This window comes from Streptacidiphilus sp. PAMC 29251 (assembly GCF_054208735.2).
On record NZ_CM135725.2, the window covers coordinates 3,184,919 to 3,206,401 of the forward strand.

Consider the following 21,483-nt stretch of genomic DNA (forward strand, 5'->3'; position numbering starts at 1 on the left):
TCTTGATTCAGCCTGCTCGGAGAGGACGGTCGCATGCCCGCCCGCGAGACCCCGGTCCGTGAGACGCCACCCACCCAGGACCTGGGCGGTGGGGTCTGGAGCATCACTGTCCCCATCCCGAACAACCCGCTCCAGTACACCCTGGTCTACCTGCTGGAGAGCGACCGCGGCCCGGTCCTGGTCGACACCGGCTGGGACGACCCCACCGGCCGCACCGCGCTCGCCGAGGGCCTCGCCGCGGCCGGTTTCGCCCTCTCCGACGTGCACGGCATCGCCGTCACCCACCACCACCCGGACCACCACGGCCTCTCCGGCTACGTCCAGGAGCAGTCCGGCGCCTGGATCGCCATGCACGCCGCCGAGACCGCCGTGGTCCGCGCCCTGCACGACACCACGCCCAGCCGCTGGCTGGGCCGGATGTCCGACCTGATGCTGCTCTCCGGCGTCCCCGAGGAGCACCTGGCCGCGCTGGGCAATCTCGGCAACTCCGAGAGCCCGCTGGCGACCACCCTCCCGGACCGGGAGCTGGTGCACGGCGAGTCGGCCGGGGTGCCGGGCCGCGACGTACGGGTGCTCTGGACCCCCGGGCACACCCCCGGCCATGTCTGCCTCTACCTGGACGAGCCGGGGCGGCCGACCCGGCTGCTCTCCGGCGACCACCTGCTGCCGCGGATCAGCCCGATCATCAGCCTCTACCCGGAAAATGCGGACGACGAGCCCGCCGATCCCCTCGGCGACTTCCTCGACTCGCTGGAGCGGATCGCCGTGCTGGCGCCCCAGGAGGTGCTGCCCGCGCACCAGTACCGCTTCGCCAACGCGGCCGGACGATGCGGGGAGCTGCTGGAGCACCACGCCCTGCGGCTGGCCGAGCTGCACGTCCAGCTGAGCCGGGAACCGCTCACGCTCTGGCAGTGCGCGGTGGGGATGCACTGGAACCGCCCCTGGGAGGAGCTCGGCTTCATCGCCCGCCACCTCGCCCTGTCCGAGGCCGCCGCCCATGTCCGCCGCCTGGTCAAGACCGGCCTGGCCGAGGAGCTCCGGGACACCGAGCCGCTGCTCTACCGCGCGACCTGACGGGGGCGGGGGCGGCGGGCGGGGGCACCAGGCGTCGGTGCTGGTGACACGCCGTGACCGGGCGGGCCGGGGTGCGTCCGGGCTGAACCGGGGCGTCCGGATACAGTGGCGCTGACTCGCACCCCTGCGGCCGGAGCACCGGTCGGGACCGCGAGCGGCGCCGTCGAGGTCCACGGCGGCCACCCGACCGTCGAAAGGCACCATCCCATCATGCTCACCGCCGCCCGCCTGGGCGCCGTCGCGCTGACCGCCGCCGTGCTCGCCGGTACGGCAGCGCCCGCGCTCGCCGCCAGCACCAGCCCGAGCCCGGTCCCCGTCCCCGCCGCGGTCTACGGCAAGGGCGACCCGACCTACGACGGCGTCTGGCGGCAGGGCCTCAGCCTGCTCGCGCTGCACACCCAGGGGGTCACCCCGGCGGACTCGGCGATCAGCTGGCTGACCGGGCAGCAGTGCGCGGACGGCGGCTGGCCGTCGTACAACGCGGACCCGACCAAGGCCTGCGCGGCGTCGACCGAGGACACCAACGCGACCTCCGCCGCCGTTCAGGCGCTGGTCGCCCTCGGCGGCCACGACGCGGCCGTCGGCAAGGCCGTGGCCTGGTACCGGACCGTGCAGAACAAGGACGGCGGCTGGTCCTACAACCCCGGCACCCCGAGCGACGGCAACTCGACCGGGCTGGTCGTCAGCGCGCTGCTCGCCGCGAAGACCGACCCGGCCACGGTGAGCAAGGACGGCAAGAGCGGACTGGACGGGCTGCACGCCTTCCAACTCGGCTGCTCCGCCGCCAAGGCCACCCAGGGCGCCTTCGCCTACCAGCCGGACAAGACCGGCAAGCTGGTCGCCAACGACTTCGCCAGCGCGCAGGCGGCGCTCGCGGCCGGTTCCGGCTTCCTCCCGGTGGCCGCGCCCTCCGGCTCGTCCCCGGCGATCCCCGCGGCGAGCTGCTCGGACCCCAAGAGCGCCGCGTCCCAGTACCTGGCCCAGCAGCTCAGCTCCGGCGGAGGCCACCTGACCAGCCAGCTCGCGGGAGCCAAGCCCGCCCCCGACTACGCGGGCACCGCCTGGGCCGCGCTCTCCCTGGCCGGCAACGGCCGGGTCGGCGAGGCCAAGCAGGCGGTCGAGTGGCTGCGCCAGAACGGTGAGTCCTGGGTCCAGGGCAACGGCACCACGCAGCCGGCCGCACTCGCGCTGATGGTCCTGGACGCCAGGGCGACCGGGCTCGACCCGCAGCACTTCGGCACCACCGACCTGGTCGCCCAGCTGGAGGCGACCGGCCCGGCCCCCGCGGCGAGCGCGTCCGCGACCGCGTCCAGCAAGGCGAAGTCCGACAGCAGCAGCTTCAACCCGTGGTGGCTGATCGGCGTGGGCCTGGTGGCGGGCGCGGGCATCGGCATCTTCATCAGCTACAGCCGCAACAAGCGGGCATGACCGTGCCTCGCCCGGCAGCGGTGGCGGGCATAGCCGTCACGGCCGTTACCGCCCTGCTGCTCCTGCTCACCCTGGGCCTCACCCCGGCCTCGGCGGCGAGCTACCGCTACTGGTCGTTCTGGGAGGGCACGGGCACCGGCTGGACCTACCAGTCGGCCGGGCCCAACACCTTCCGCCCGGCCGACGGCTCGGTCGACGGCTGGCGGTTCGGCGTCAGCGCGGACAGCGCCGACGGCAGCAAGCCGGGCAGCACCCCCGACTTCGCCACCGCCTGCGCCAAGACCCCGGCCGTCAGCGGGAAGAAGCGGGTCGCCGTCGTCATCGACTACGGCAGCTCGGCTGACGCCCCGTCAGGCTCCACCCCGCCCGGCTCGGTCACCACCACCTGCGCCGTGCTCGCGGCCGACGCCACCTCGGCGCAACTGCTGGCCCAGGTCGCGCCGCCGCTGCGCTACGACAGCAATGGGATCCTCTGCGCCATCTCCGGCTATCCCAGGACCGGCTGCGGCGACGTGGTCAGCGGAAGCGGAAGTGGAAGCGGTGGGGCCTCCACGCCCGCCGGCTCCGGCTCGACCGGCCGGACGACCGGCCGGACGACCGGCCGGACGGCAAGCTGGGTCGCCGGCGCAGCCGTGATCCTCGCCCTCGCCGGCGGCGGGTACTGGCAGACGCGTCGCCGCAACCGCTGAGCCGGACCCACCCTCCTCCCCTCCTCCCCTCCCCCATCCGCTGAAAGCCGACGATGCCGCTTCCGCCCGCACCGCAGCGCCACCTGCATCCCGGTGCCTGGTGGCTCTGGGCTCTCGGCCTCGCCGCTGCCGCGTCACGCACCACCAATCCGCTGCTGCTCCTGCTGATCACCGCCGTCGCCGGCTATGTCGTCGCCGTCCGCAAGACCGACGCGCCCTGGGCCCGCTCGTACTCCGTGTTCCTCAAGCTCGGCCTGGTGGTGCTGGTCATCCGGATGGTGTTCTTCACCCTGCTCGGCTCGTCCGTCCCCGGCATCCACATCCTGGTCACCCTGCCCGAGATTCCGCTGCCTCACTGGGCGCAGGGGATCAGGCTCGGCGGCCCGGTCAGCCTGGAGGGCCTGGTCGCCGCCCTCTACGACGCGATACGGCTCGCCGTCCTGCTCGCCTGCGTGGGCGCGGCCAACGCCCTCGCCAACCCGGCCCGGCTGCTCCGCTCCCTCCCCGGCGCGCTCTACGAGGCCGGGGTCGCGGTTGTGGTCGCACTCACCTTCGCCCCCAACCTGGTCACCGACGTCCAACGGCTGCGCGCCGCCCGCCGCCTGCGCGGACGGACCGAACGCGGCATCAAGGCACTGCTCACCATCGGCGTCCCGATCCTCGAAAGCGCGCTCGAACGCTCCGTCAGCCTGGCCGCCGCCATGGACACCCGCGGCTTCGGCCGCACCGCCGACGTCCCGGTCGCCGTCCGGCGCACCACGGCAGCACTCACCCTGACCGGCCTGCTCGGCATCTGCGTCGCCAGCTACGGCCTGCTCGGCGCGGACGGCAGCGACTGGGCGCTGCCCGCGCTCGCCCTGGGCGTCCTCGCCGCCGCCGCCGGGCTGCTGCTCGGCGGCCGACGGGCGGTGCGGACCCGCTACCGGCCCGACCCCTGGGCGCTGCGGGAGTGGCTGGTGGCAGGCTCGGGCATCGCCGTGGCCGCCGTGATCATCAGCCTCGGCCCCGCCTACGCCGACGCACTGAACCCCCCGGCCGTCCCGCTCACCGCGCCGGTGTTCCCGCTGCTCCCCGCGGCGGCGATCCTGCTCGGGCTGCTGCCCGCGGTGGCAGCGCCGGTCCCGCCCGGTGCTCCTCGAGCTCCGCGTCCTGGCCGTTCTTCCCGTTCCCCCCGTTCTTCCCGCCCTTCCCGTCCGAAGGACATCCGATGATCACCTTCGAACAGGTCTCCGTCACCTACCCCGGAGCCTCTCACCCGGCACTGACAGACGCGGATCTGACGGTCCCCGAGGGCGAACTCTGCCTGCTGGTCGGCCCTTCGGGCTCCGGGAAGTCCACCCTGCTGGGCGCCGTCAGCGGCCTCGTCCCGCACTTCACCGGCGGCGTGCTGCGGGGCAGGGTCACCGTCGCCGGGCGGGACACCCGCACCCACCGCCCGCGCGACCTCGCCGACCTGGTCGGGACGGTCGGCCAGGACCCGCTGGCGCACTTCGTCACCGACACCGTCGAGGACGAACTCGCCTACGGCATGGAATCGCTCGGCCTGGCCCCCGAGGTGATGCGGCGCCGGGTCGAGGAGACCCTGGACCTGCTCGGCCTCGCCGAACTCCGTGCCCGCCCGCTGGCCACCCTCTCCGGCGGCCAGCAGCAGCGGGTCGCCATCGGCTCGGTGCTGACCGTCCACCCCAAGGTGCTGGTCCTGGACGAGCCCACCTCCGCGCTGGACCCCGGCGCGGCCGAGGAGGTCCTCGCCGTCCTCCAGCGCCTGGTCCACGACCTGGGGACGACGGTGCTGCTGGCCGAGCACCGGCTGGAACGGGTGGTCCAGTATGCCGACCAGGTCATCCTGCTGGAGGGCGCCGGGCAGCCGCCGCGGATGGGCAGCACCGCCGAAATCATGGCCGTCTCCCCGGTGCACCCCCCGGTGGTGGCCCTGGGCCGGGCCATGCAGTGGTCCCCGCTCCCGCTGTCGGTCCGCGACGCCCGCCGGTCAGCCGGACCGCTGCGAGCCCGGCTCGCCGATCTGACGCCCGCGTCCTCCTTGGTGCCTGCTGCCGCCGCAGGCGCGGTGGTCGCTGCTGTGCAGGGGCTGGCCGTGCGCCGCGAAACCGTCCAAGCGCTGCGCCGGATCGACCTCGCCCTCCACGCCGGAGAGATCACCGCCCTGATGGGGCGCAACGGCTCCGGAAAGTCGACCCTGCTCGGCGCCCTGGTCGGCCTGCACGCCCCCACCTCGGGCCGGGTCGACGTGGGAGGCCGGACCCCGCACCGGGCCCGACCGGCCGACCTGCTCGCCCGTGTCGGCCTGGTCCCGCAGGAGCCGCGCGACCTGCTCTACTGCGACAGCGTCAGCGCCGAGTGCGCAGCCGCCGACAGCGACACCCACTCCGCCCCCGGCACCTGCCGTGACCTGGTGGAACGCCTGATCCCCGGGATCCGGGACGACCTCCACCCGCGCGACCTCTCCGAGGGCCAGCGGCTCACCCTCGCCCTGGCCGTCATCCTCACCGCCCGCCCCGCGCTGATCCTGCTGGACGAACCCACCCGCGGCCTCGACTACGCCGCGAAAGCCCGACTTGTCGACATCCTCCGCGACCTCGCCGCCGCCGGGCACGCCGTGCTGCTGGCCACCCACGACGTGGAACTCGCCGCCGAGCTGGCCCACCGTACGGTGATCATCGCCGAGGGCGAGGTGGTCGCTGACGGTCCGACAGCGGAGGTCGTGGTCTCCTCCCCCGCGTTCGCACCCCAGGTCGCCAAGATCCTCAACCCGGAACCCTGGCTGACGGTCCGCCAGGTCACCGCGACACTCGGGAGCGTCGAATGAGCCTTCCCAGCGCCCCCGCAACCTCGACCACAACCTCCACCACCGCCCTGGCCCGCCCGGTTCCCCTGGGCCGTCGCTCCATCACCATGCTGCTGATCACCTCAGCCGTCGGCGTCGTCGCCTTCGGCTGGCCCCTGCTCGCCGCCCCCGGCTCCGGCCTGGCCCACTCCGCCGACGCGCCATGGCTGTTCGCCGCGCTGCTGCCGCTGCTGCTCGCGGTCGTGGTCGCCCAGATCGCCGAGGGACGGATCTCCAGCGGGGGCCAGGCCGGCCTGGAGGCCAAGTCGATCGCCCTGCTCGGCGTCCTCGCCGCGGCCGGCGCCGCCCTGCGTCCGCTCGGCGCGGGCACGGCCGGGCTTGAACCGACCTTCTTCCTGATGGTGCTGTCCGGACGGGTCCTCGGCCCGGGCTTCGGCTTCGTCCTCGGCAATATCTCCCTCTTCGCGTCCGCGCTGCTCACCGGCGGCGTGGGCCCCTGGCTGCCGTTCCAGATGCTCGCCATGGGCTGGGTCTGCCTCGGCGCGGGCCTGCTGCCGCGGCCGGCCACCCTGCGCGGCCGCCGCGAGCTGTGGCTGCTGGCGGCCTACGGCGCGGTGTCGGCGGAGCTTTACGGGCTGGTGACGGACCTTCAGGGGTGGCCCTACATCGCCGGGCTCAGCACCGGCGTCTCCTACGTCCCCGGCGACCCCGTCCACGCCAACCTGGTCCGGTTCCTGACGTACCACGTGACCACCGCCATGGGCTGGGACATCACCCGCAGCACGCTCACCGCCGTGCTCTGCCTCACTCTCGGCCACCCCATCCTCGCCGCCCTGCGCCGCGCCTCCCGCCGCGCCGCGTTCGACGCTCCGGTGCGGTTCGACCCGCCCAGCGGGTAGCCCGCGCCTACGAGTCGGGCGCGGCTCACCGCAACGCCAGGCCCGTGGGGTCGGCCTTCGCCGTACCAGCGGCTCCCGCCCCGCTCCCGCGTAGTTGGCCGCTTTGCGTCGGAGACGCGAGACGGCGCCGCTACCGCTGGTACGGCGAAGGCCGACCCCACCCGCGCAGCGCAGCCCTGACCCGCACCGCACCCCCTCGCCGCCGCGCCCGCCGCCGCCTACCTAAGCTGATCCACATGACCTCGGCACCCATCGACCTCGCCCACGACGACCACCACAGCTCCACGGCAACGGCAACGGCAACGGCCACCGCCCCCGCCACCGCCCGTCCCACCGTCCTGCTCATCCACGGCCACCCCTTCGACCGGTCGATGTGGAGCCCACAGGTCACCGCCCTCGTCGCCGCCGGCTACCGCGTGGTGGCCCCTGACCTGCGCGGCTACGGGGAGAGCAAGGTCGTTCCCGGCATCACCACGCTGGACGTCTTCGCCCGCGACCTCGCCGCGCTGCTGGACCGGCTGGGCGTCCGCAAAGCCGTCATCGGCGGATTGTCGATGGGTGGTCAGATCGTCATGGAGTTCTGTCGACTCTTCCCGGAGCGGGTCAGCGCCGTTGTCCTGGCCGACACCTTTCCCCAGGGTGAGACCCCCGAGGGCAAGGTCTTCCGCAACAGCGTCGCCGACCGGCTGCTCGCCGAGGGCATGGACGGCTACGCCGACGAGGTGATCGACAAGATGGTCGCCCCGACCACCATCGCCGCCAGGCCCGAGGTCGCCGCGCATGTGCTGCGGATGATGCGCTCGACCGATCCCGAGGGCGCAGCAGCGGCGCTCCGCGGTCGGGCCGAACGTCCGGACTACTGCGCGCTGCTGACCGAGCTGACGGTCCCAGCCCTGGTCGTGGTCGGCGAGGACGACGTCTACACCCCGGTCAGCGACGCCGAGTACATGCACCAGCAGCTCGCCGACTCCACCCTCACCGTCGTCGCCGGGGCCGGCCATATGCCGAACCTGGAATACCCGGACCTGTTCAACGCCGCCCTGCTGACCTTCCTGGAAGCCCTGCCCGATGCCTGAGCACCCCGAAAACCCCGAAAACCTCGAGCCCGCCAAGCACCCCGAGCCCACCACACAGTCCCAGCCCACCGGGCACCCCCTGCTCCGCCTCCTCCTCGACGCCGCCGACGGCCGCTTCCCGCCCGTGGACGGCATCGTGACGGTCGTCCCCCCGCTGGGCCGCGGCCTGGAGTGCGCGACCGCGTTCACCGGCCACGCCGTGGTCGCCACCGCCCTCCCCGACGCCGCCGTCCAGGCGCAGGGCCCCGACGGGTTCGGCGGGTCGATGGCACCGGACTTCCTCCGCTGGATCGCCGGGACGGCCGGCTGGGTCGGCTCCATCGACAATGTCCTGGTCGCCCGCGGCACCGGCGGCGAACCACAACTGCCGCTGCTCGACGAGCAGTCCGCCGTCGCGGACACCCACCGGGTGCGCTATGCCCGCGAGGTCCGCGACGACGTGCGCGTGTACGGGGACAAGCGCGGGCTGGTGATCCTCGCCTCGGGCGTGGCCGGGCGGCGGGAGCTGAGCATCGAGGCCGCGCCGGAGGGGCACGGCCGGGGGTGGGGCCGATCGCTGCTGGTTGAGGCGCTGACGCTGGTCCCGGCCGGTGAGCCGGTGTTCGCCGCTGTGGCGCCCGGCAACGCCCGCTCGCTGCGGGCGTTCCTCGCCACCGGCTTCGTCCCGATCGGCAGCGAGGTCCTGATCCGCCCGCAGCGCAGCTGACACCCCCGCACCGCAGCTGACGCCCACGCACCGCGGCTGACACCCGCGCACCGCAGCTGACACCGAGACCGGGGGCGCGCACGACCACGCGCACGCCCCCGCCCCAGCGCCCCGTCGCTCAGAGCCGCTGCAGGATCGTCCCCGTCGCCAGCGCCCCGCCCGCGCACATGGTGACCAGCGCGAACTCCTTGTCCGCCCGCTCCAGCTCATGCAGCGCCGTGGTGATCAACCGGGCGCCGGTGGAGCCCACCGGGTGGCCCAGGGCGATCGCGCCGCCGTTGACGTTGACCTTCGCCATGTCGGCGTCCATCACCTGGGCCCAGGAGAGCACGACCGAGGCGAAGGCCTCGTTGATCTCCACCAGGTCGATGTCGGCGAGCTTCATCCCGGCCTTGCCGAGGACCGCGCGGGTCGCGTCGATCGGTCCGTCCAGGTGGAAGTACGGGTCGGTGCCGACCACCGCCTGCGCGACGATCCGGGCGCGCGGGGTGAGCCCGAGCGCCCTCGCCGCACGCCGGGACGCCCACATCACCGCGGCCGAGCCGTCGGAGATCTGGGAGGCGGTGCCCGCGGTGTGGATCGCCGCGGGCATGACCGTGCGCAGCCCGGCGAGGGCCTCCAGCGAGGTGTCCCGCAGCCCCTCGTCGCGGTCGAACAGCCGCCACATGCCCTTGCCGGCCAGCTGCTCCTCCTCCGTGGTGGGCACCTGGACGGCGTACGTCTCGCGCTTGAACCGCTCCTCGGACCAGGCGTGGGCGGCCCGTTCCTGCGACATCACGCCGAGCCGGTCCAGATCGGCCCGGGTGAGCCCGCGCCGCCGCGCGATCCGTTCGGCGGCCTCGAACTGGTTCGGGAGGTCGACGTTCCACTCCTCCGGGAACGGGCGTCCCGGCCCGTGCACGGAGGCGGATCCGAGCGGGACCCGGGACATCGACTCGACGCCGCAGGCGATGCCGACGTCGATGACGCCGGCCGCGACCATGTTGGCGACCATGTGGTTGGCCTGCTGCGAGGATCCGCACTGACAGTCCACCGTGGTGGCGGCGACCTCGTAGGGCAGGCCCATCGCGAGCCAGGCCGTACGGGCCGGGTTCATCGACTGCTCGCCGGCGTGGGTGACGGTCCCGCTGACGATCTGCTCGACGACGTCGGGCTGCACGCCGGTACGGGCGAGCAGCTCACGGAAGGTCTCCCCGAGCAGGTAGCCGGGATGGAGGTTGGCGAGGGCTCCGCCTCGCTTACCGATGGGGGTGCGCACTGCTTCGACGATGACGGGTTCAGCGGCCATGACTCGCCCTCCGGAAGCCCCAGGGCCGTTGCCGACCACTGGAGAGAACTGATACGCGTTCTAGTTCTGAACCCCTTTGTATTCGTCCCAAGCGGGGCTGCGCAAGGCTCTTGCGCGTACTAGAACGCGTTACTACCGTCATGGGACAGATCTGACGCCCCGTCAGCTGATCCGGAGGCTCCCGATGACGTGCCCGGCCCTGCCCGACGGTTTCGACTTCACCGATCCCGACCTGAACCAGCGCGGGGTGCCGCTCCCTGAGTTCGCCCTGCTGCGCAGCACCGAGCCGGTCCGCTGGATCCCGCAGCCGCACGGGACCACCGGTTTCAACGACGGGGGCTACTGGGCCATCACCCGGCACGCGGACGTCAAGGAGGTGTCGGTGCACCCGGAGACCTTCTCCTCCACCACCAACACCGCCATCATCCGCTTCAACCCGCAGATCCAGCAGGACGGCCTGGACAGCCAGAAGCTGATCATGCTCAACATGGACCCGCCGGAGCACACCCGGCTGCGTCAGATCGTCCAGCGCGGCTTCACCCCGCGGGCGATCAACGCCATGAAGACGGCCCTGCACGACCGGGCCGAGCGGATCGTCTCCTCCGCGCTCAAGGAGGGCCGGGGCGACTTCGTCCGGGACATCGCCTGCGAGCTGCCGCTGCAGGCCATCGCCGAGCTGATCGGCGTGCCGCAGCAGGACCGGTCGAAGATCTTCGACTGGACCAACAAGATGGTCGCCTACGACGACCCCGAGCTCGGCGTCAGCCAGGAGACCGGGATGGAGTCGGCCATCGAGCTGATGATGTACGCGATGGGCATCGCCGAGGAACGCAAGGGCTGTCCGGCGCACGACATCGTCACCCAGCTGGTCAACGCCGAGGGCGAGGGCAACCTGAGCTCGGACGAGTTCGGCTTCTTCGTGCTGCTGCTCGCAGTGGCCGGGAACGAGACCACCCGCAACGCCACCAGCCACGGGATGCACGCCCTGCTCAGCAACCCGGACCAGTGGGAGCTCTACAAGGAGCAGCGCCCCGCCACCGCCGCCGAGGAGATCGTCCGCTGGGCCACCCCGGTGATGGCCTTCCAGCGCACCGCCACCCGGGACACCGAACTCAGCGGGGTGAAGATCGGCGCAGGTCAGCGCGTCGGGATCTTCTACAGCTCGGCCAACAACGACACCGAGGTGTTCGACCGCCCGGAGCGTTTCGACATCCTCCGCGACCCCAATCCGCACCTCGGCTTCGGCGGCGGCGGACCGCACTTCTGCCTGGGCGCCAACCTGGCCCGGCTGGAACTCGACCTGATCTTCAACGCGATCGCCGACACCGTCCCCAACATCCGGCTGGCCGGCGAACCCCGGCGGCTGCGCTCGGCCTGGCTCAACGGCGTCAAGGAACTCCCCGTCAGCTACACCTAGCCGGACCGAGGCCGGGCCGAAGCCGGGCCGAGACCGAACCGGCCAGCCGCCCGAACCGGCCGGTCGACGGACGGACGGCCCGTAGCCCGTTCGGCCTCCAGCGCAGGCAGCCGACCCCCTCCGCTGAAAACCTGATGGTCAGTCCACCAGGCAGCGGAGGGGTCGATGGCCCAGCAGCAGGCAACGACAGGCGCAGCAGACGCGGCACCGATCGAGGAGAACTCGGGGCGGGTCAAGCTGGTCTTCCTCGGGGTGATGCTGGGAATGTTCCTGGCGGCCCTCGACCAGACCATCGTCTCCACCGCGCTCCCCACCATCGTCGGCGACCTGGGCGGTGCCAACCACCTCTCCTGGGTGGTCACCTCCTACCTGCTGGCAGCCACCGCGACCACCCCGCTCTGGGGCAAGCTCGGCGACCTATTCGGCCGCAAGTACATCTTCGTCATCTGCATCGTCATCTTCCTGATCGGCTCGGCGCTCTGCGGAATCTCGCAGAACATGCTGCAGCTGATCATGTTCCGGGCCCTGCAGGGCCTGGGCGGCGGCGGTCTGATGGTGCTGGCGATGGCGGTCATCGCGGACGTCGTCCCGCCCCGCGACCGGGGCCGCTACCAGGGTGTCGTCGGCGCGGTCTTCGGTGTCTCCTCGGTGATCGGCCCGCTGCTCGGCGGCTTCCTGGTCGACAACCTGAACTGGCACTGGGTCTTCTACGTCAACCTGCCGGTCGGCGTCGTCGCGCTGTTCGTGATCGTGACCGCGCTCAAGGCGAAGAACCCCGACATCCGCCCGAAGATCGACTACGTGGGCACGCTGCTGCTGGCCGCCGCGTCCACCTGCCTGGTGCTGATCGCCAGCCTCGGCGGCACCACCTGGGCCTGGAGCTCGATCGAGGTCTGGGGCTGCGGGATCGGCGCGGTCGTGCTGATCGCCGCCTTCATCATGGTGGAGCAGCGGGTGGACGAGCCGGTGCTGCCGCTGCGGCTGTTCCGGAACCGGGTCTTCGCGGTCTGCTCCGGCATGGGCTTCGTGATCGGCCTGTGCATGTTCGGCGCGCTGTCCTACATCCCGCTCTACATGCAGGTGGTCAACGGCAACTCGCCGACCATCTCCGGGCTGCGGCTGCTGCCGATGATGGCCGGTCTGCTGGTGACCTCGATCGGCACCGGACAGCTGATCAGCAAGACCGGCAAGTACAAGATCTACCCGATCGTCGGCACCGCGCTGACGGCGGTCGCGCTGGTGCTGCTGGCCCAGGTGGACGACACCACCAGCGACACCGTGATGGGCCTCTACATGCTGGTGCTCGGCGCCGGCCTCGGCCTGGTGATGCAGGTGCTGATCATCGCGGTGCAGAACTCCACCGACTACTCCGACCTGGGCACCGCCACCTCCGGGGTCACCTACTTCCGTTCCATCGGCGGTTCCTTCGGGGCCTCCATCTTCGGCACCGTGCTCAACAACAAGCTGAACTCCAACATCACCGCGGCCCAGGCCGACGGCACGCTCTCGCGGGCCTTCCCGGTGCAGCGGGTGCTGGAGAACCCGACCATCGTGCAGAAGACCCCGGCGGCGCAACGGCCGCTGCTGGAACCGTTCCTGCACATCTACGCGGTGTCGCTGCAGACCGTCTACCTGGTGGCGGCGGCGATCGCGGTGGTGGCCTTCGTGCTGTCGCTGTTCCTGCGCGAGCTGCCGCTGCGGACCGCCAACCGCACGGCGCAGCAGGGCGAAGCCGCCGGCCTGCCCACCTTCCGTACCTCGGCGGAGGAGATCGAGGGCATGGTCACCCGGCTCTCCAGCCGGGAGAACGTCTGGGAACGCTACGGCAGAGCCATCGAGAAGGCGGGCGTGGACATCAGCGTCCCGCAGGCGTACGGGCTGTTCCGGCTGCACCACGCGGGTCCGATCAGCGAGCAGGACATCTGCATCCGCAACAAGGTCACCGTCGACGAGATCCGGCCCAAACTGGACGCCATGGTCGCGTCCGGACGGGTCGCCCGGGATCCGGACGGTCTGATCCGGCTGACCCCGCTGGGCGACGAGGTGGTGCAGCAGCTGTCCTCCGCCCGACTGGCGCTGCTGAACGAGAAGTTGGAGGGCTGGTCACCGGAGCAGCACGCCGACCTGGTGGCCATGCTCAAGGAACTGGCCGACAACTCCATGGACGCCCCGGGGCAGGTGCTTTCGTAGGACTTGTCCTGGCGGCTGGAGTTCAGCGCTGGGGACCCGTGGTGGACCCGGCCACCTGAGCGCACAGATGTCCTGCATAATCGGTCACCGTTCGACCGATCGTGGAGGGGAAGATGTCGGGGCAGCTCTGCGGCAGATGCGGCGGATCATTGACGGGCAGCGGTTGCGGCTGCCCGTCACCAGACCCGGCCGGAGGGCCGGAACCGGACGAACCGACCGCGATCCTCCCGGCGATCGGACACCCGGAGCTGGTCAGGCCGTACATCCAACCGACCGAGGTCTTCGACGCCGAGGCGTTCGAGGTCGACGAGGGTGTCGTCGTCGAGCACTACCAGGGCGCCTACGAGGGCTCCGTCGTGCCGGGAATCGACGCACCGCACCTGGTGCGCTCGTCCCGGGCCCAGGTGCTGGCCGGCCAGCTCGTCGGCGCGCCGGAGGAGCACAGCACCGAGGTCGTCCCGTACGCGCCCCGCGCCGGCTCCGCCCTCCCGGCCCGCCGTACCGGGACGGCCGGCGGCGTGGGGACGGCCGTCGTGACCACTCGCCGTCAGCACGGGGGCCGGGGACGGGCCGGCCGGGGTCGCCGGGCCGCGCTGATCGCCGCCGGCGCCCTCACCGTCGCCGCCCTCGGCACCGCGGCGGCGCTGGCCCCGCAGCTGGTCAACGGCAACAGCGGCGACCAGGCTCAGCCGCTGCCCGGGATCACCATGGCGCTGCCGACCGCGGCGCCCGCCACCGCCTCGGTCGGTACCAAGGCCCCCGCCGCGGTCCGGCCCAGCCACTCGGCCGGCTCGCATCCGACCGTGTCCAGCAGTCCCCGGGCCAGCGGCGCCACGCCCAGTGCCTCGGCCGGCGGCGGGCCCAGCAGCGCCGCGCCGCACACCAACGCTCCGAACCACGCGCCCCCCGCGACCGGCCAGAGCACCCCGCCGCCGTCCAGCGCGCCGCCCGGCCCGCAGAGCCTCAAGCTCGGCGACCAGGGACCCGCCGTGACCACCCTGCAGCAGGAGCTGGGCACCCTCTGGATCGACCGCAGACGGGCCAACGGCACCTTCGACAGCCGCACCGAGCTGGACGTCTCGACGTTCCAGCTCTGGTACGGCGTGCAGGGCGACCCGGACGGCGTCTTCGGCCCCAACTCCCAGGCCCGGATGAACCAGCTGCTCCAGCACCACTGACCCGGAGGCAGCCGGGGCCGTCCAGGGCCCAGGGCCTGGGTCAGCCCGCGATCGCGCCGACCAGGCTCACCGCCGCCATCACCATCATCACCACGGCCGCGACCCTGGTGATGACCCGCAGCGGAACGTGCTTCATCAGCTTCTGGCCGCCGACGATCGCGATCCCGGCCACCGCGCACAGGGCCAGCCAGGAGCCCAGGAACACCGACAGCGGGTCGGTGTACTTGGCGGCCAGGTTGGCGGTGGTGATCTGGGTCAGGTCGCCGAACTCGGCGATCAGCACCATCAGGAAGCCGGTGCCGGCCACCCGCCAGAAGCCGGTCGAGGCGGGCTCCTTCACCGCGCCCTCCTCGTCGTCCTCGTCCTTCTGGAGCAGCAGCATCAGCGCCCCGCCGAGGAACATCAGGCCGACCACCGCCTCCACCCAGCGGTGCGGGAGCAGGGCGAGCAGGCTGCCGGCGGCGATGGCGAGGGCCACCTGGACGGCGAAGGCGGCGGCGATGCCGGTGAAGACGTAGCTCGCCCGGTAGCGGGTGCCGAGCACCAGGCTGGCCAGGGCGGTCTTGTCGGGCAGCTCGGCGAGGAAGATGATGCCGAAGGTGATCGCTGCGACGGTGATGCTCACGTCGGGGACGTCCTTGAAGGTCGGAAGAACTACCGTGCCTTCATGATCCATTTTCTGGGTCGCTTCGGCACGGCAGGACTCAGGGGATGTGGAGACAACCTGTGAGTACTGCGGCCGAAGGTCTCACCAGCACCGCTTGACGCGGTGCCCCGGGCGCCGGGCGGCCCGCGCGATGCGTGGACCAGCCAGTATGTCGACGTTCCGGTGGGGGCTACTCCCCTTCGATCTGGTCCAGTATACCGGAGCTCTGGTGAGCATCAGGTGAAGGGTGCGGGCTTTCGAGCAGAAGTAGGAGAGAATCGAACGCGTCCGAACTCATGGGGGAGAACCGAACGTGCATCAGCGACAAGAAAACAGACCTGCCCAGCACAGCTCCGCCCGGCACAGCCGGGCCCGCCGCCTGGCCGCCGCGATCACCGTGGCCGGACTCACCCTCGGCGGGCTGCTGCTCGCCGACGGGACGGCCTCCGCCAAGTCGGGGGTGGCGGTCAGCGTCTCCACCCACTCGCTCCGGGTGGGCCAGTCGGTCCGGGTCACCGGGACCGGCGGCGACGACTCGGCCAGGTACAGCTACCTCTGCGTCGACACCAGGGCCGGCTCCGGCGGCTGGACCACCGTCAGCTGCAACCCCAAGCCGTACCAGTCGGCCTCGGCGTCCGTACGCGCCGCCCGGCGCGGCACTGAGCAGTTCCGGGCCCGGCTGCTGATCCGCCGCTACCTCGGCGGGCCGCTGGTGCTGGACCGGGTCTCCGGCACGACCACCGTGCTGGTTCACTGATCCATTTCCCGGGTGCACTTTCCCTGGTGCCCTCGACAACGCGGCCGGGTAGGGGTGAGGGTGGGACCATGGAGTACACCTCACTCGGCCGCACCGGCCTGTCCGTTTCCCGCCTGTGCCTGGGCACCATGAACTTCGGCCCGCGCACCAACGAGGCCGACGCGCACCAGATCATGGACACCGCCCACCAGGAGGGCATCAACTTCTTCGACACGGCGAACGTCTACGGCCAGGGCGAGAACAAGGGCCGTACCGAGGAGATCGTCGGCACCTGGTTCGCCCAGGGCGGCGGCCGCCGCGAGCGCACCGTGCTCGCCACCAAGGTCTACGGCAACATGAACCCCGAGGGCAAGGACAACTGGCCCAACGAGCACAAGCTGTCGGCGCTGAACATCCGCCGGGCCGTCGACGCCAGCCTGAAGCGGCTGCAGACCGACTACATCGACCTCTACCAGATGCACCACGTCGACCGGGCCACCCCCTGGGAGGAGATCTGGCAGGCGATGGAGGTGCTGACCGCCCAGGGCAAGATCCTCTACGTGGGCAGCAGCAACTTCGCCGGCTGGCACATCGCCACCGCCCAGGCCGCCGCCGCCAAGCGCGACTTCCTCGGCCTGGTGGCCGAGCAGTCGCTCTACAACCTGCTGGCCCGCACCGTGGAGCTGGAGGTGCTGCCCTCGGCGCAGTACCACGGGCTCGGCGTCATCCCCTGGTCGCCGCTGCAGGGCGGCCTGCTCGGCGGCGTGCTGCGCAAGGCCGACGAGCAGGGCGGCCGCAGCGTCGACCGCGCCAAGACGCTGACGAACGCCCAGCGCGAGCAGCTCCAGGCCTACGAGGACTTCTGCGACAAGCTGGGCCACGAGCCCGGCACCGTCGCCCTCGCCTGGCTGCTGCACCAGCCGGCCGTGACCGCGCCGATCGTCGGCCCGCGCACCGCAGGGCAGTTGGACACCGCGCTGAAGGCGCTGGACGTCACCCTCGACCAGGCCGCGCTGGACCGGCTGGACGAGATCTTCCCGGGCCACCGCACCGCCCCCGAGGACTACGCCTGGTAGAGGACTAGGCCTGGAAGCAGGCAGATCCTCGCACCGCTCGGTAGGGTGCTCAGGACGAGAGGACTGAGCACCCATGCCGACTGCGCCCGCCAGGAAGCACGCCGGGAAACCCGTTGGGAAGCCCGCCGCCGAGGTCTGGATCGCGTTTCTGCGGGCGGTCAACGTCGGCGGGCGCAAGGCGCCGATGGCGCAGGTCAGGGAGCTGTTCGCCGAGCTGGGCCTGGAGGATGTGCGCAGCTACATCGCCAGCGGCAATGTCTTCTTCACCCTGCCCGAGGCCGGTTCGGCCCCTTCGTCGGCAGAGCGGGCCGCGCTGACCCTGGCGATCGAGGAGAAGCTGCGCGCCGGTCTCGGCATCGACGTCCCGGTGATGCTGCGGACCGCCTCCGAGCTGGCGGCGACGCTACAGGCGGCCCCGTTCGACCAGGTCGAGGTCACCCCCGAGGTGCGGCTGAGCGTGGTGTTCCTGTCCAGCCCGCTGCCCGCCGGGCTGACCTTCCCGCAGCGCTCGCCCAAGGGCGACTGGGAGCTGCTGGGCGCGACCGAGGGGGAGGCGTTCGTGGTGATCCGACTGGCGGACGGAAAGCTCGGCGGCAACCCGATCGCGGTCCTGGAGAAGACCTACCAGGTCCGGGCGACGGCTCGGTTCTTCCACACCGCGAGCAAGATCCTGGCCGCGGCAGAGAAATCATGATGCTGCGTCATCTTCCTTTCCCTGTGCGCTGATTCACTTCTCCTGCTCGGCGATGGTGTCCCTGAGCTTCGCCAGGAGCTCCCGCAGCCGGGCCCGTTCACCGGCGTCGAGGCCGCCGGTCGCGGCGGCGAGCGCGGCGCGGTCCACCGCCTCCGCCTCGATGTGCCGGGCCCGGCCGGTCTCGGTCAGGGCGAGCAGGAAGGCCCTGCGGTCGACCGGGTGACGGATCCGCTCCACCAGGCCGTCCCGCTCCAGGCTGTCGACCACGGTGGTGGTGGTCCTGGCGGCGATGCCCAGCATCTCGCCGAGATCCCGCATCCGCAGCGGCTCGGGCGCGGCGGCGAGCATCCGCATGGCGCGCAGCCGGGCGACGGACGCGCCGCGCTCCCGCAATCGGGCGTCCACAAAGGTGCGCAGCCGGGTGGTCGTCACAAAGAGCTCGTCCACCAGGATGTCGCTGCTGCCGGGTGCCTCCGCGGGCGTCTTCATCCGCAGGCCCCTCCAATCTTGTGAGCCCACACATAGTGAGTAAGCTCAGTATGTACGGACGGGCCAGGTCCACCGGACCGGCCCGTCCTCCGCTTCAGGTCTGACAGTGCCGTCACGATCATCTCCCACGCCTCACAGGACTGGTCTCCATGGCTCACCGCCGACTCAGCCAACGTGTCGTCGTCCCCGTCGTGTTCGTCTCCACCGTCTTCATGGTCATCGTCGACGGCGCCATCACCACCGTCGCCCTGCCCGCCATCGCCCGGCAGTTCCAGCTCGCCCCGTCCGGACTCGACGGCGTGGTCGTCGTCTATCCGGTCGCCGTCGCGGTAGCCGTTCCGGCCTCGGCCTGGCTCTGCGACCGCCTGGGCGGGAAGCGGCTGCTGCTCGGCGCCATGGCGCTGTTCTCGCTCTTCTCCGCGCTCTGCGGCGCCGCCGCCGACCCCACCCAGCTCGTCCTGTTCCGCGCCCTGCAGGGCCTGGCCGGCGGACTGCTCACCCCGGTCGCGAGCACCCTGCTGTTCCGTACCTTCTCCTCGCACGAACGGGTGCGCGCCTCCAGGATCATGATCTTCCCTCAGCAGATCGCCCCCGCCCTCGCCCCGATCCTCGGCGGCATCCTGGTGGACGGTCTGTCCTGGCGCTGGGTCTTCTATGTCAACCTCCCGCTCGGGCTGGTCGCCGTCGTCTTCGGGCTGTACTTCCTGGACCAGCACCGACCGGACGGCCTGCGGCCCGGTGCCGCCGCCCCGCGCTTCGACCTGCCCGGGCTGCTGCTCTCCGCCTCCGGACTGGCCGCACTGACCTACGGGATCTGCTCCGGCGCGGTCCGCGGCTGGACCTCCCCCGGCATCCTCGCCGCGCTCCTCGGCGGCACGGTGCTGCTCGCCGTGACCGTGCTGGTGGAGCTGCGGACCGCCGAACCCCTGCTGCGGCTGCGGCTGTTCCAGAACCGGCTGTTCCGCGACTTCAACATGCTCATGATGGTCGGCGTGGTGCCGTTCATCGGCGCGATGTTCCTCGGCCCGCTGTTCATCCAGGACGCCCTGGGCGGCAGCGCGCTGGACTCCGGGACCAGCACCTTCACCGAGGCCTTCGGCGTCCTGCTGACCGTGCAGGCGGCCGGATTCCTCTACACCAGGGTCGGCCCGCGGGTCATCATCGGCAGCGGGCTGCTGGGCGTCACCGCCATGCTGTTCCTGTTCTCCCGCTGCGACCTGCACACCGATCTGTGGACCATCAGGATCTACATGTTCCTGCTCGGCGTCGCCATGGGCGCGGTGTTCATGCCCACCACCGTGGCCGCGCTCAGCACCATCGCCGGCACCGACATGGGCCAGGCGTCCACGCTCAACACCGTCATCCGGCAGACCTCGGTCGCACTGGCCCCGGCCCTGGTCACCACCCTGCTGGTGGTGGGCGGCGTCAGTTCCTCCGGCTCCAGCGGCGGCAATGGTCCCTCGGTAGCCGTGTACCAGCACACCTATCTGGTCCTGGCCGTGATCTGCCTGGTGTCAGCGGTCTACGCCTTCACCATCCGCGACGGTGCGGCCCGCCGGGCGGCGGGCGCGGAGCAGCCCGTGGAGGCGGCCGAAGCGGCCGCCTCCGTCGGCTGACGCGCCGCCCCGGCCCAACTGCAGCCCTCACCGTTCTCCGGTCAGCGCCAAGGGCTCAGCGGGCGCCCCTCAGCCAGCGCCGGGCCCAGCGGACGCCCCCTCAGCCGGGCCCGTTCCAGTCCAGCGTGGGCGCGAGCACCCCCTCCAGGGTGAGCAGCCAGCGCTTCACCTCCATCCCCAGCGGTCCCCCGCCGAAGCCGCCGATCCCGTCCGCGGCCACCACCCGGTGGCACGGCACCAGCAGTGCCACCGGGCAGGAGCCCATGATCGATCCCACCGCCCGCGCGGCCAAGCCCCGCTGGTCGGACACGTCCTCGAACACCCCGCTGCGGGTGGCGAGTTCGCCATAGCTGACGGTCTCGCCGAAGCCGACCGTACGGTGCAGCGTCTGCAGCACCGCCCGCTGCGGGCCGGTGCTGAACCGCCAGTCGACCGGCAGGTCGACATCGCGGCGCCGCCCCGCGAAGTAATCCGCGAACCGCTCCGCCACCAGCGCGGCCCTGGGCTCGTCCCCGGGCCGCAGCGCGTCCTCGGCGCCCCCGGTGGCGCCGGACGGGGTCGCGTCGAAATGCGCCGCCACCACCCCCTCACCGGTGATGCCGACCCTGATCGGGCCGCTCGGCAGGGGCGTGGGGACGGTGAACCAGGAAACGGACATGGCGGTCAGTGCACCTGGCCGGTGGGGCGGACCACGACGGAGTTGACCTCCACCCCGGCCGGCTGGCCCAGCGCCCAGACCACGGCGTCGGCGATGTTCTCCGGCGTCAGCACCGGGCCCTCGGGGGCGGCGCCCTTCGGGTGGCTGCCCCAGAAGGGCGTCTCCACCCGCCCGGGGGCTATCAGGGTGACCCCCACCCCCGAACCGGTGACCAGGACCCGGGTGTTCTCGGCGAGCGAGGTCAGCGCCGACTTGGAGACCGAGTACATATTGCCGGGGGTGTTCTTGATCCCCGCGGTGCTGCCGATCAGCACGATCCGGCCCCCGCTCGCGGTCAGCGCCGGAAGCGCGGCCTTCACCAGCAGCGCCGGGCCGAGCACATTGACCAGCAGCATCTCGCGCCACTGCTCCGGGTCGCCGTCGGCGAGGTTGTCATGGGTGGAGAAGCCCGCGTTGGCGATGACGGCGTCCAACCGGCCGAACTCCTTGACCGTGGCGTCGACGGCAGCGCGGACCGCCGCGTAGTCGGTGGCGTCCGCGGCGACCGGCAACAGCACCACGGGGGCCGCCCCGATCGACTCGGCGAACTGGTCCAGGCGGCCCTGGTCCCGACCGGTGACGGCAACCCGGTGCCCGGCGGCGAGCAGGCGGCCGACCGTGGCCGCGCCGATTCCGGTGGCTCCCCCGGTGATCAGCGTGACCGGCTTCTCCGTGGTGGTAACGGTGTTGCTCATGATTCCCCCTGGGTCATGGACGTCTGCCACCGATTCTGCCTCACCGCACCGACAAAGCCCGGCCGGCCGGCCTGAGCTGGTCG

The 21,483-nt window shown here is 72.0% G+C and carries 20 protein-coding genes; 15 read left to right on the top strand and 5 right to left on the bottom strand.

Features of this window, described 5'->3' with window-relative positions; translation table 11 throughout:
- Window positions 1–33 precede the first annotated feature (33 nt).
- From ACXKR8_RS14855 to ACXKR8_RS14890, 8 genes are all read left to right on the top strand, one after another.
- The gene (locus tag ACXKR8_RS14855) at window positions 34–1,074 is read left to right on the top strand and encodes an MBL fold metallo-hydrolase (RefSeq protein WP_458273384.1); all 1,041 of its coding nucleotides are present in this window, start codon (window positions 34–36) and stop codon (window positions 1,072–1,074) included.
- Window positions 1,075–1,284: 210 nt separating this feature from the next.
- Window positions 1,285–2,502 (top strand): prenyltransferase/squalene oxidase repeat-containing protein, encoded by a 1,218-nt coding sequence (locus ACXKR8_RS14860; protein ID WP_458273385.1) that lies wholly within the window; start codon window positions 1,285–1,287, stop codon window positions 2,500–2,502.
- Window positions 2,499–3,191, top strand: a complete 693-nt coding sequence (locus ACXKR8_RS14865) for an SCO2322 family protein (protein ID WP_458273386.1) — start codon at window positions 2,499–2,501, stop codon at window positions 3,189–3,191. Before ACXKR8_RS14860 ends, ACXKR8_RS14865 begins: the two co-directional genes overlap by 4 nt.
- A gap of 53 nt (window positions 3,192–3,244) precedes the next feature.
- Complete coding sequence (locus ACXKR8_RS14870) at window positions 3,245–4,402, top strand: CbiQ family ECF transporter T component (RefSeq protein WP_458273387.1); 1,158 nt, start codon at window positions 3,245–3,247, stop codon at window positions 4,400–4,402.
- Window positions 4,399–6,018, top strand: a complete 1,620-nt coding sequence (locus ACXKR8_RS14875; protein ID WP_458273388.1) for an ABC transporter ATP-binding protein — start codon at window positions 4,399–4,401, stop codon at window positions 6,016–6,018. The genes ACXKR8_RS14870 and ACXKR8_RS14875 overlap by 4 nt, the downstream gene beginning before the upstream one ends.
- A complete protein-coding gene (locus ACXKR8_RS14880; protein ID WP_458273389.1) occupies window positions 6,015–6,896 on the top strand; it encodes an ECF transporter S component in 882 nt (293 codons plus the stop codon). Before ACXKR8_RS14875 ends, ACXKR8_RS14880 begins: the two co-directional genes overlap by 4 nt.
- A gap of 236 nt (window positions 6,897–7,132) precedes the next feature.
- Window positions 7,133–7,972 (top strand): alpha/beta fold hydrolase, encoded by an 840-nt coding sequence (locus ACXKR8_RS14885; protein ID WP_458273390.1) that lies wholly within the window; start codon window positions 7,133–7,135, stop codon window positions 7,970–7,972.
- Complete coding sequence (locus ACXKR8_RS14890; RefSeq protein WP_458273391.1) at window positions 7,965–8,678, top strand: hypothetical protein; 714 nt, start codon at window positions 7,965–7,967, stop codon at window positions 8,676–8,678. Before ACXKR8_RS14885 ends, ACXKR8_RS14890 begins: the two co-directional genes overlap by 8 nt.
- Window positions 8,679–8,796: 118 nt before the next feature.
- On the opposite strand, the gene ACXKR8_RS14895 is transcribed toward ACXKR8_RS14890, so the two are convergent.
- Window positions 8,797–9,966, bottom strand: coding sequence for a steroid 3-ketoacyl-CoA thiolase (locus ACXKR8_RS14895; RefSeq protein WP_458273392.1), 1,170 nt, complete (start codon window positions 9,964–9,966; stop codon window positions 8,797–8,799).
- 184 nt (window positions 9,967–10,150) lie between these two features.
- On the opposite strand from ACXKR8_RS14895, the gene ACXKR8_RS14900 reads away from it, so the two are divergent.
- The 3 genes from ACXKR8_RS14900 to ACXKR8_RS14910 all read left to right on the top strand — a co-directional run bounded on the left by ACXKR8_RS14900 (window position 10,151) and on the right by ACXKR8_RS14910 (window position 14,751).
- Complete coding sequence (locus ACXKR8_RS14900; RefSeq protein ID WP_458273393.1) at window positions 10,151–11,383, top strand: cytochrome P450; 1,233 nt, start codon at window positions 10,151–10,153, stop codon at window positions 11,381–11,383.
- Between the two features lie 165 nt (window positions 11,384–11,548).
- On the top strand, window positions 11,549–13,573 hold the full coding sequence (locus ACXKR8_RS14905) for an MFS transporter (RefSeq protein ID WP_458273394.1): 2,025 nt from the start codon (window positions 11,549–11,551) through the stop codon (window positions 13,571–13,573).
- 113 nt (window positions 13,574–13,686) lie between these two features.
- Entirely contained in the window at window positions 13,687–14,751 is a 1,065-nt protein-coding gene (locus tag ACXKR8_RS14910) for a peptidoglycan-binding domain-containing protein (protein WP_462100514.1), read from the top strand.
- Between the two features lie 40 nt (window positions 14,752–14,791).
- Here the strand turns inward: ACXKR8_RS14910 and ACXKR8_RS14915 are convergent, their stop codons facing one another.
- On the bottom strand, window positions 14,792–15,376 hold the full coding sequence (locus ACXKR8_RS14915; protein WP_458273396.1) for a TMEM165/GDT1 family protein: 585 nt from the start codon (window positions 15,374–15,376) through the stop codon (window positions 14,792–14,794).
- A 334-nt stretch (window positions 15,377–15,710) separates the two neighbouring features.
- On the opposite strand from ACXKR8_RS14915, the gene ACXKR8_RS14920 reads away from it, so the two are divergent.
- The 3 genes from ACXKR8_RS14920 (at window position 15,711) to ACXKR8_RS14930 (ending at window position 17,903) form a co-directional block, all read left to right on the top strand.
- Complete coding sequence (locus tag ACXKR8_RS14920) at window positions 15,711–16,154, top strand: hypothetical protein (protein WP_458273397.1); 444 nt, start codon at window positions 15,711–15,713, stop codon at window positions 16,152–16,154.
- A 68-nt stretch (window positions 16,155–16,222) separates the two neighbouring features.
- Entirely contained in the window at window positions 16,223–17,209 is a 987-nt protein-coding gene (locus ACXKR8_RS14925) for an aldo/keto reductase (RefSeq protein WP_458273398.1), read from the top strand.
- Window positions 17,210–17,282: 73 nt separating this feature from the next.
- Window positions 17,283–17,903, top strand: a complete 621-nt coding sequence (locus ACXKR8_RS14930; protein ID WP_458273399.1) for a DUF1697 domain-containing protein — start codon at window positions 17,283–17,285, stop codon at window positions 17,901–17,903.
- 33 nt (window positions 17,904–17,936) lie between these two features.
- Here the strand turns inward: ACXKR8_RS14930 and ACXKR8_RS14935 are convergent, their stop codons facing one another.
- On the bottom strand, window positions 17,937–18,392 hold the full coding sequence (locus ACXKR8_RS14935; RefSeq protein ID WP_458273400.1) for a MarR family winged helix-turn-helix transcriptional regulator: 456 nt from the start codon (window positions 18,390–18,392) through the stop codon (window positions 17,937–17,939).
- 149 nt (window positions 18,393–18,541) lie between these two features.
- Here ACXKR8_RS14935 and ACXKR8_RS14940 point away from each other — a divergent pair, with 149 nt between their 5' ends.
- Window positions 18,542–20,008 (top strand): DHA2 family efflux MFS transporter permease subunit, encoded by a 1,467-nt coding sequence (locus ACXKR8_RS14940; RefSeq protein ID WP_458273401.1) that lies wholly within the window; start codon window positions 18,542–18,544, stop codon window positions 20,006–20,008.
- A 100-nt stretch (window positions 20,009–20,108) separates the two neighbouring features.
- On the opposite strand, the gene ACXKR8_RS14945 is transcribed toward ACXKR8_RS14940, so the two are convergent.
- Together ACXKR8_RS14945 and ACXKR8_RS14950 are read right to left on the bottom strand one after the other, a co-directional pair.
- Window positions 20,109–20,666 (bottom strand): methylated-DNA--[protein]-cysteine S-methyltransferase, encoded by a 558-nt coding sequence (locus ACXKR8_RS14945; protein WP_458273402.1) that lies wholly within the window; start codon window positions 20,664–20,666, stop codon window positions 20,109–20,111.
- Between the two features lie 5 nt (window positions 20,667–20,671).
- A complete protein-coding gene (locus ACXKR8_RS14950) occupies window positions 20,672–21,400 on the bottom strand; it encodes an SDR family oxidoreductase (RefSeq protein ID WP_458273403.1) in 729 nt (242 codons plus the stop codon).
- Between the last annotated feature and the right edge of the window lie 83 nt (window positions 21,401–21,483).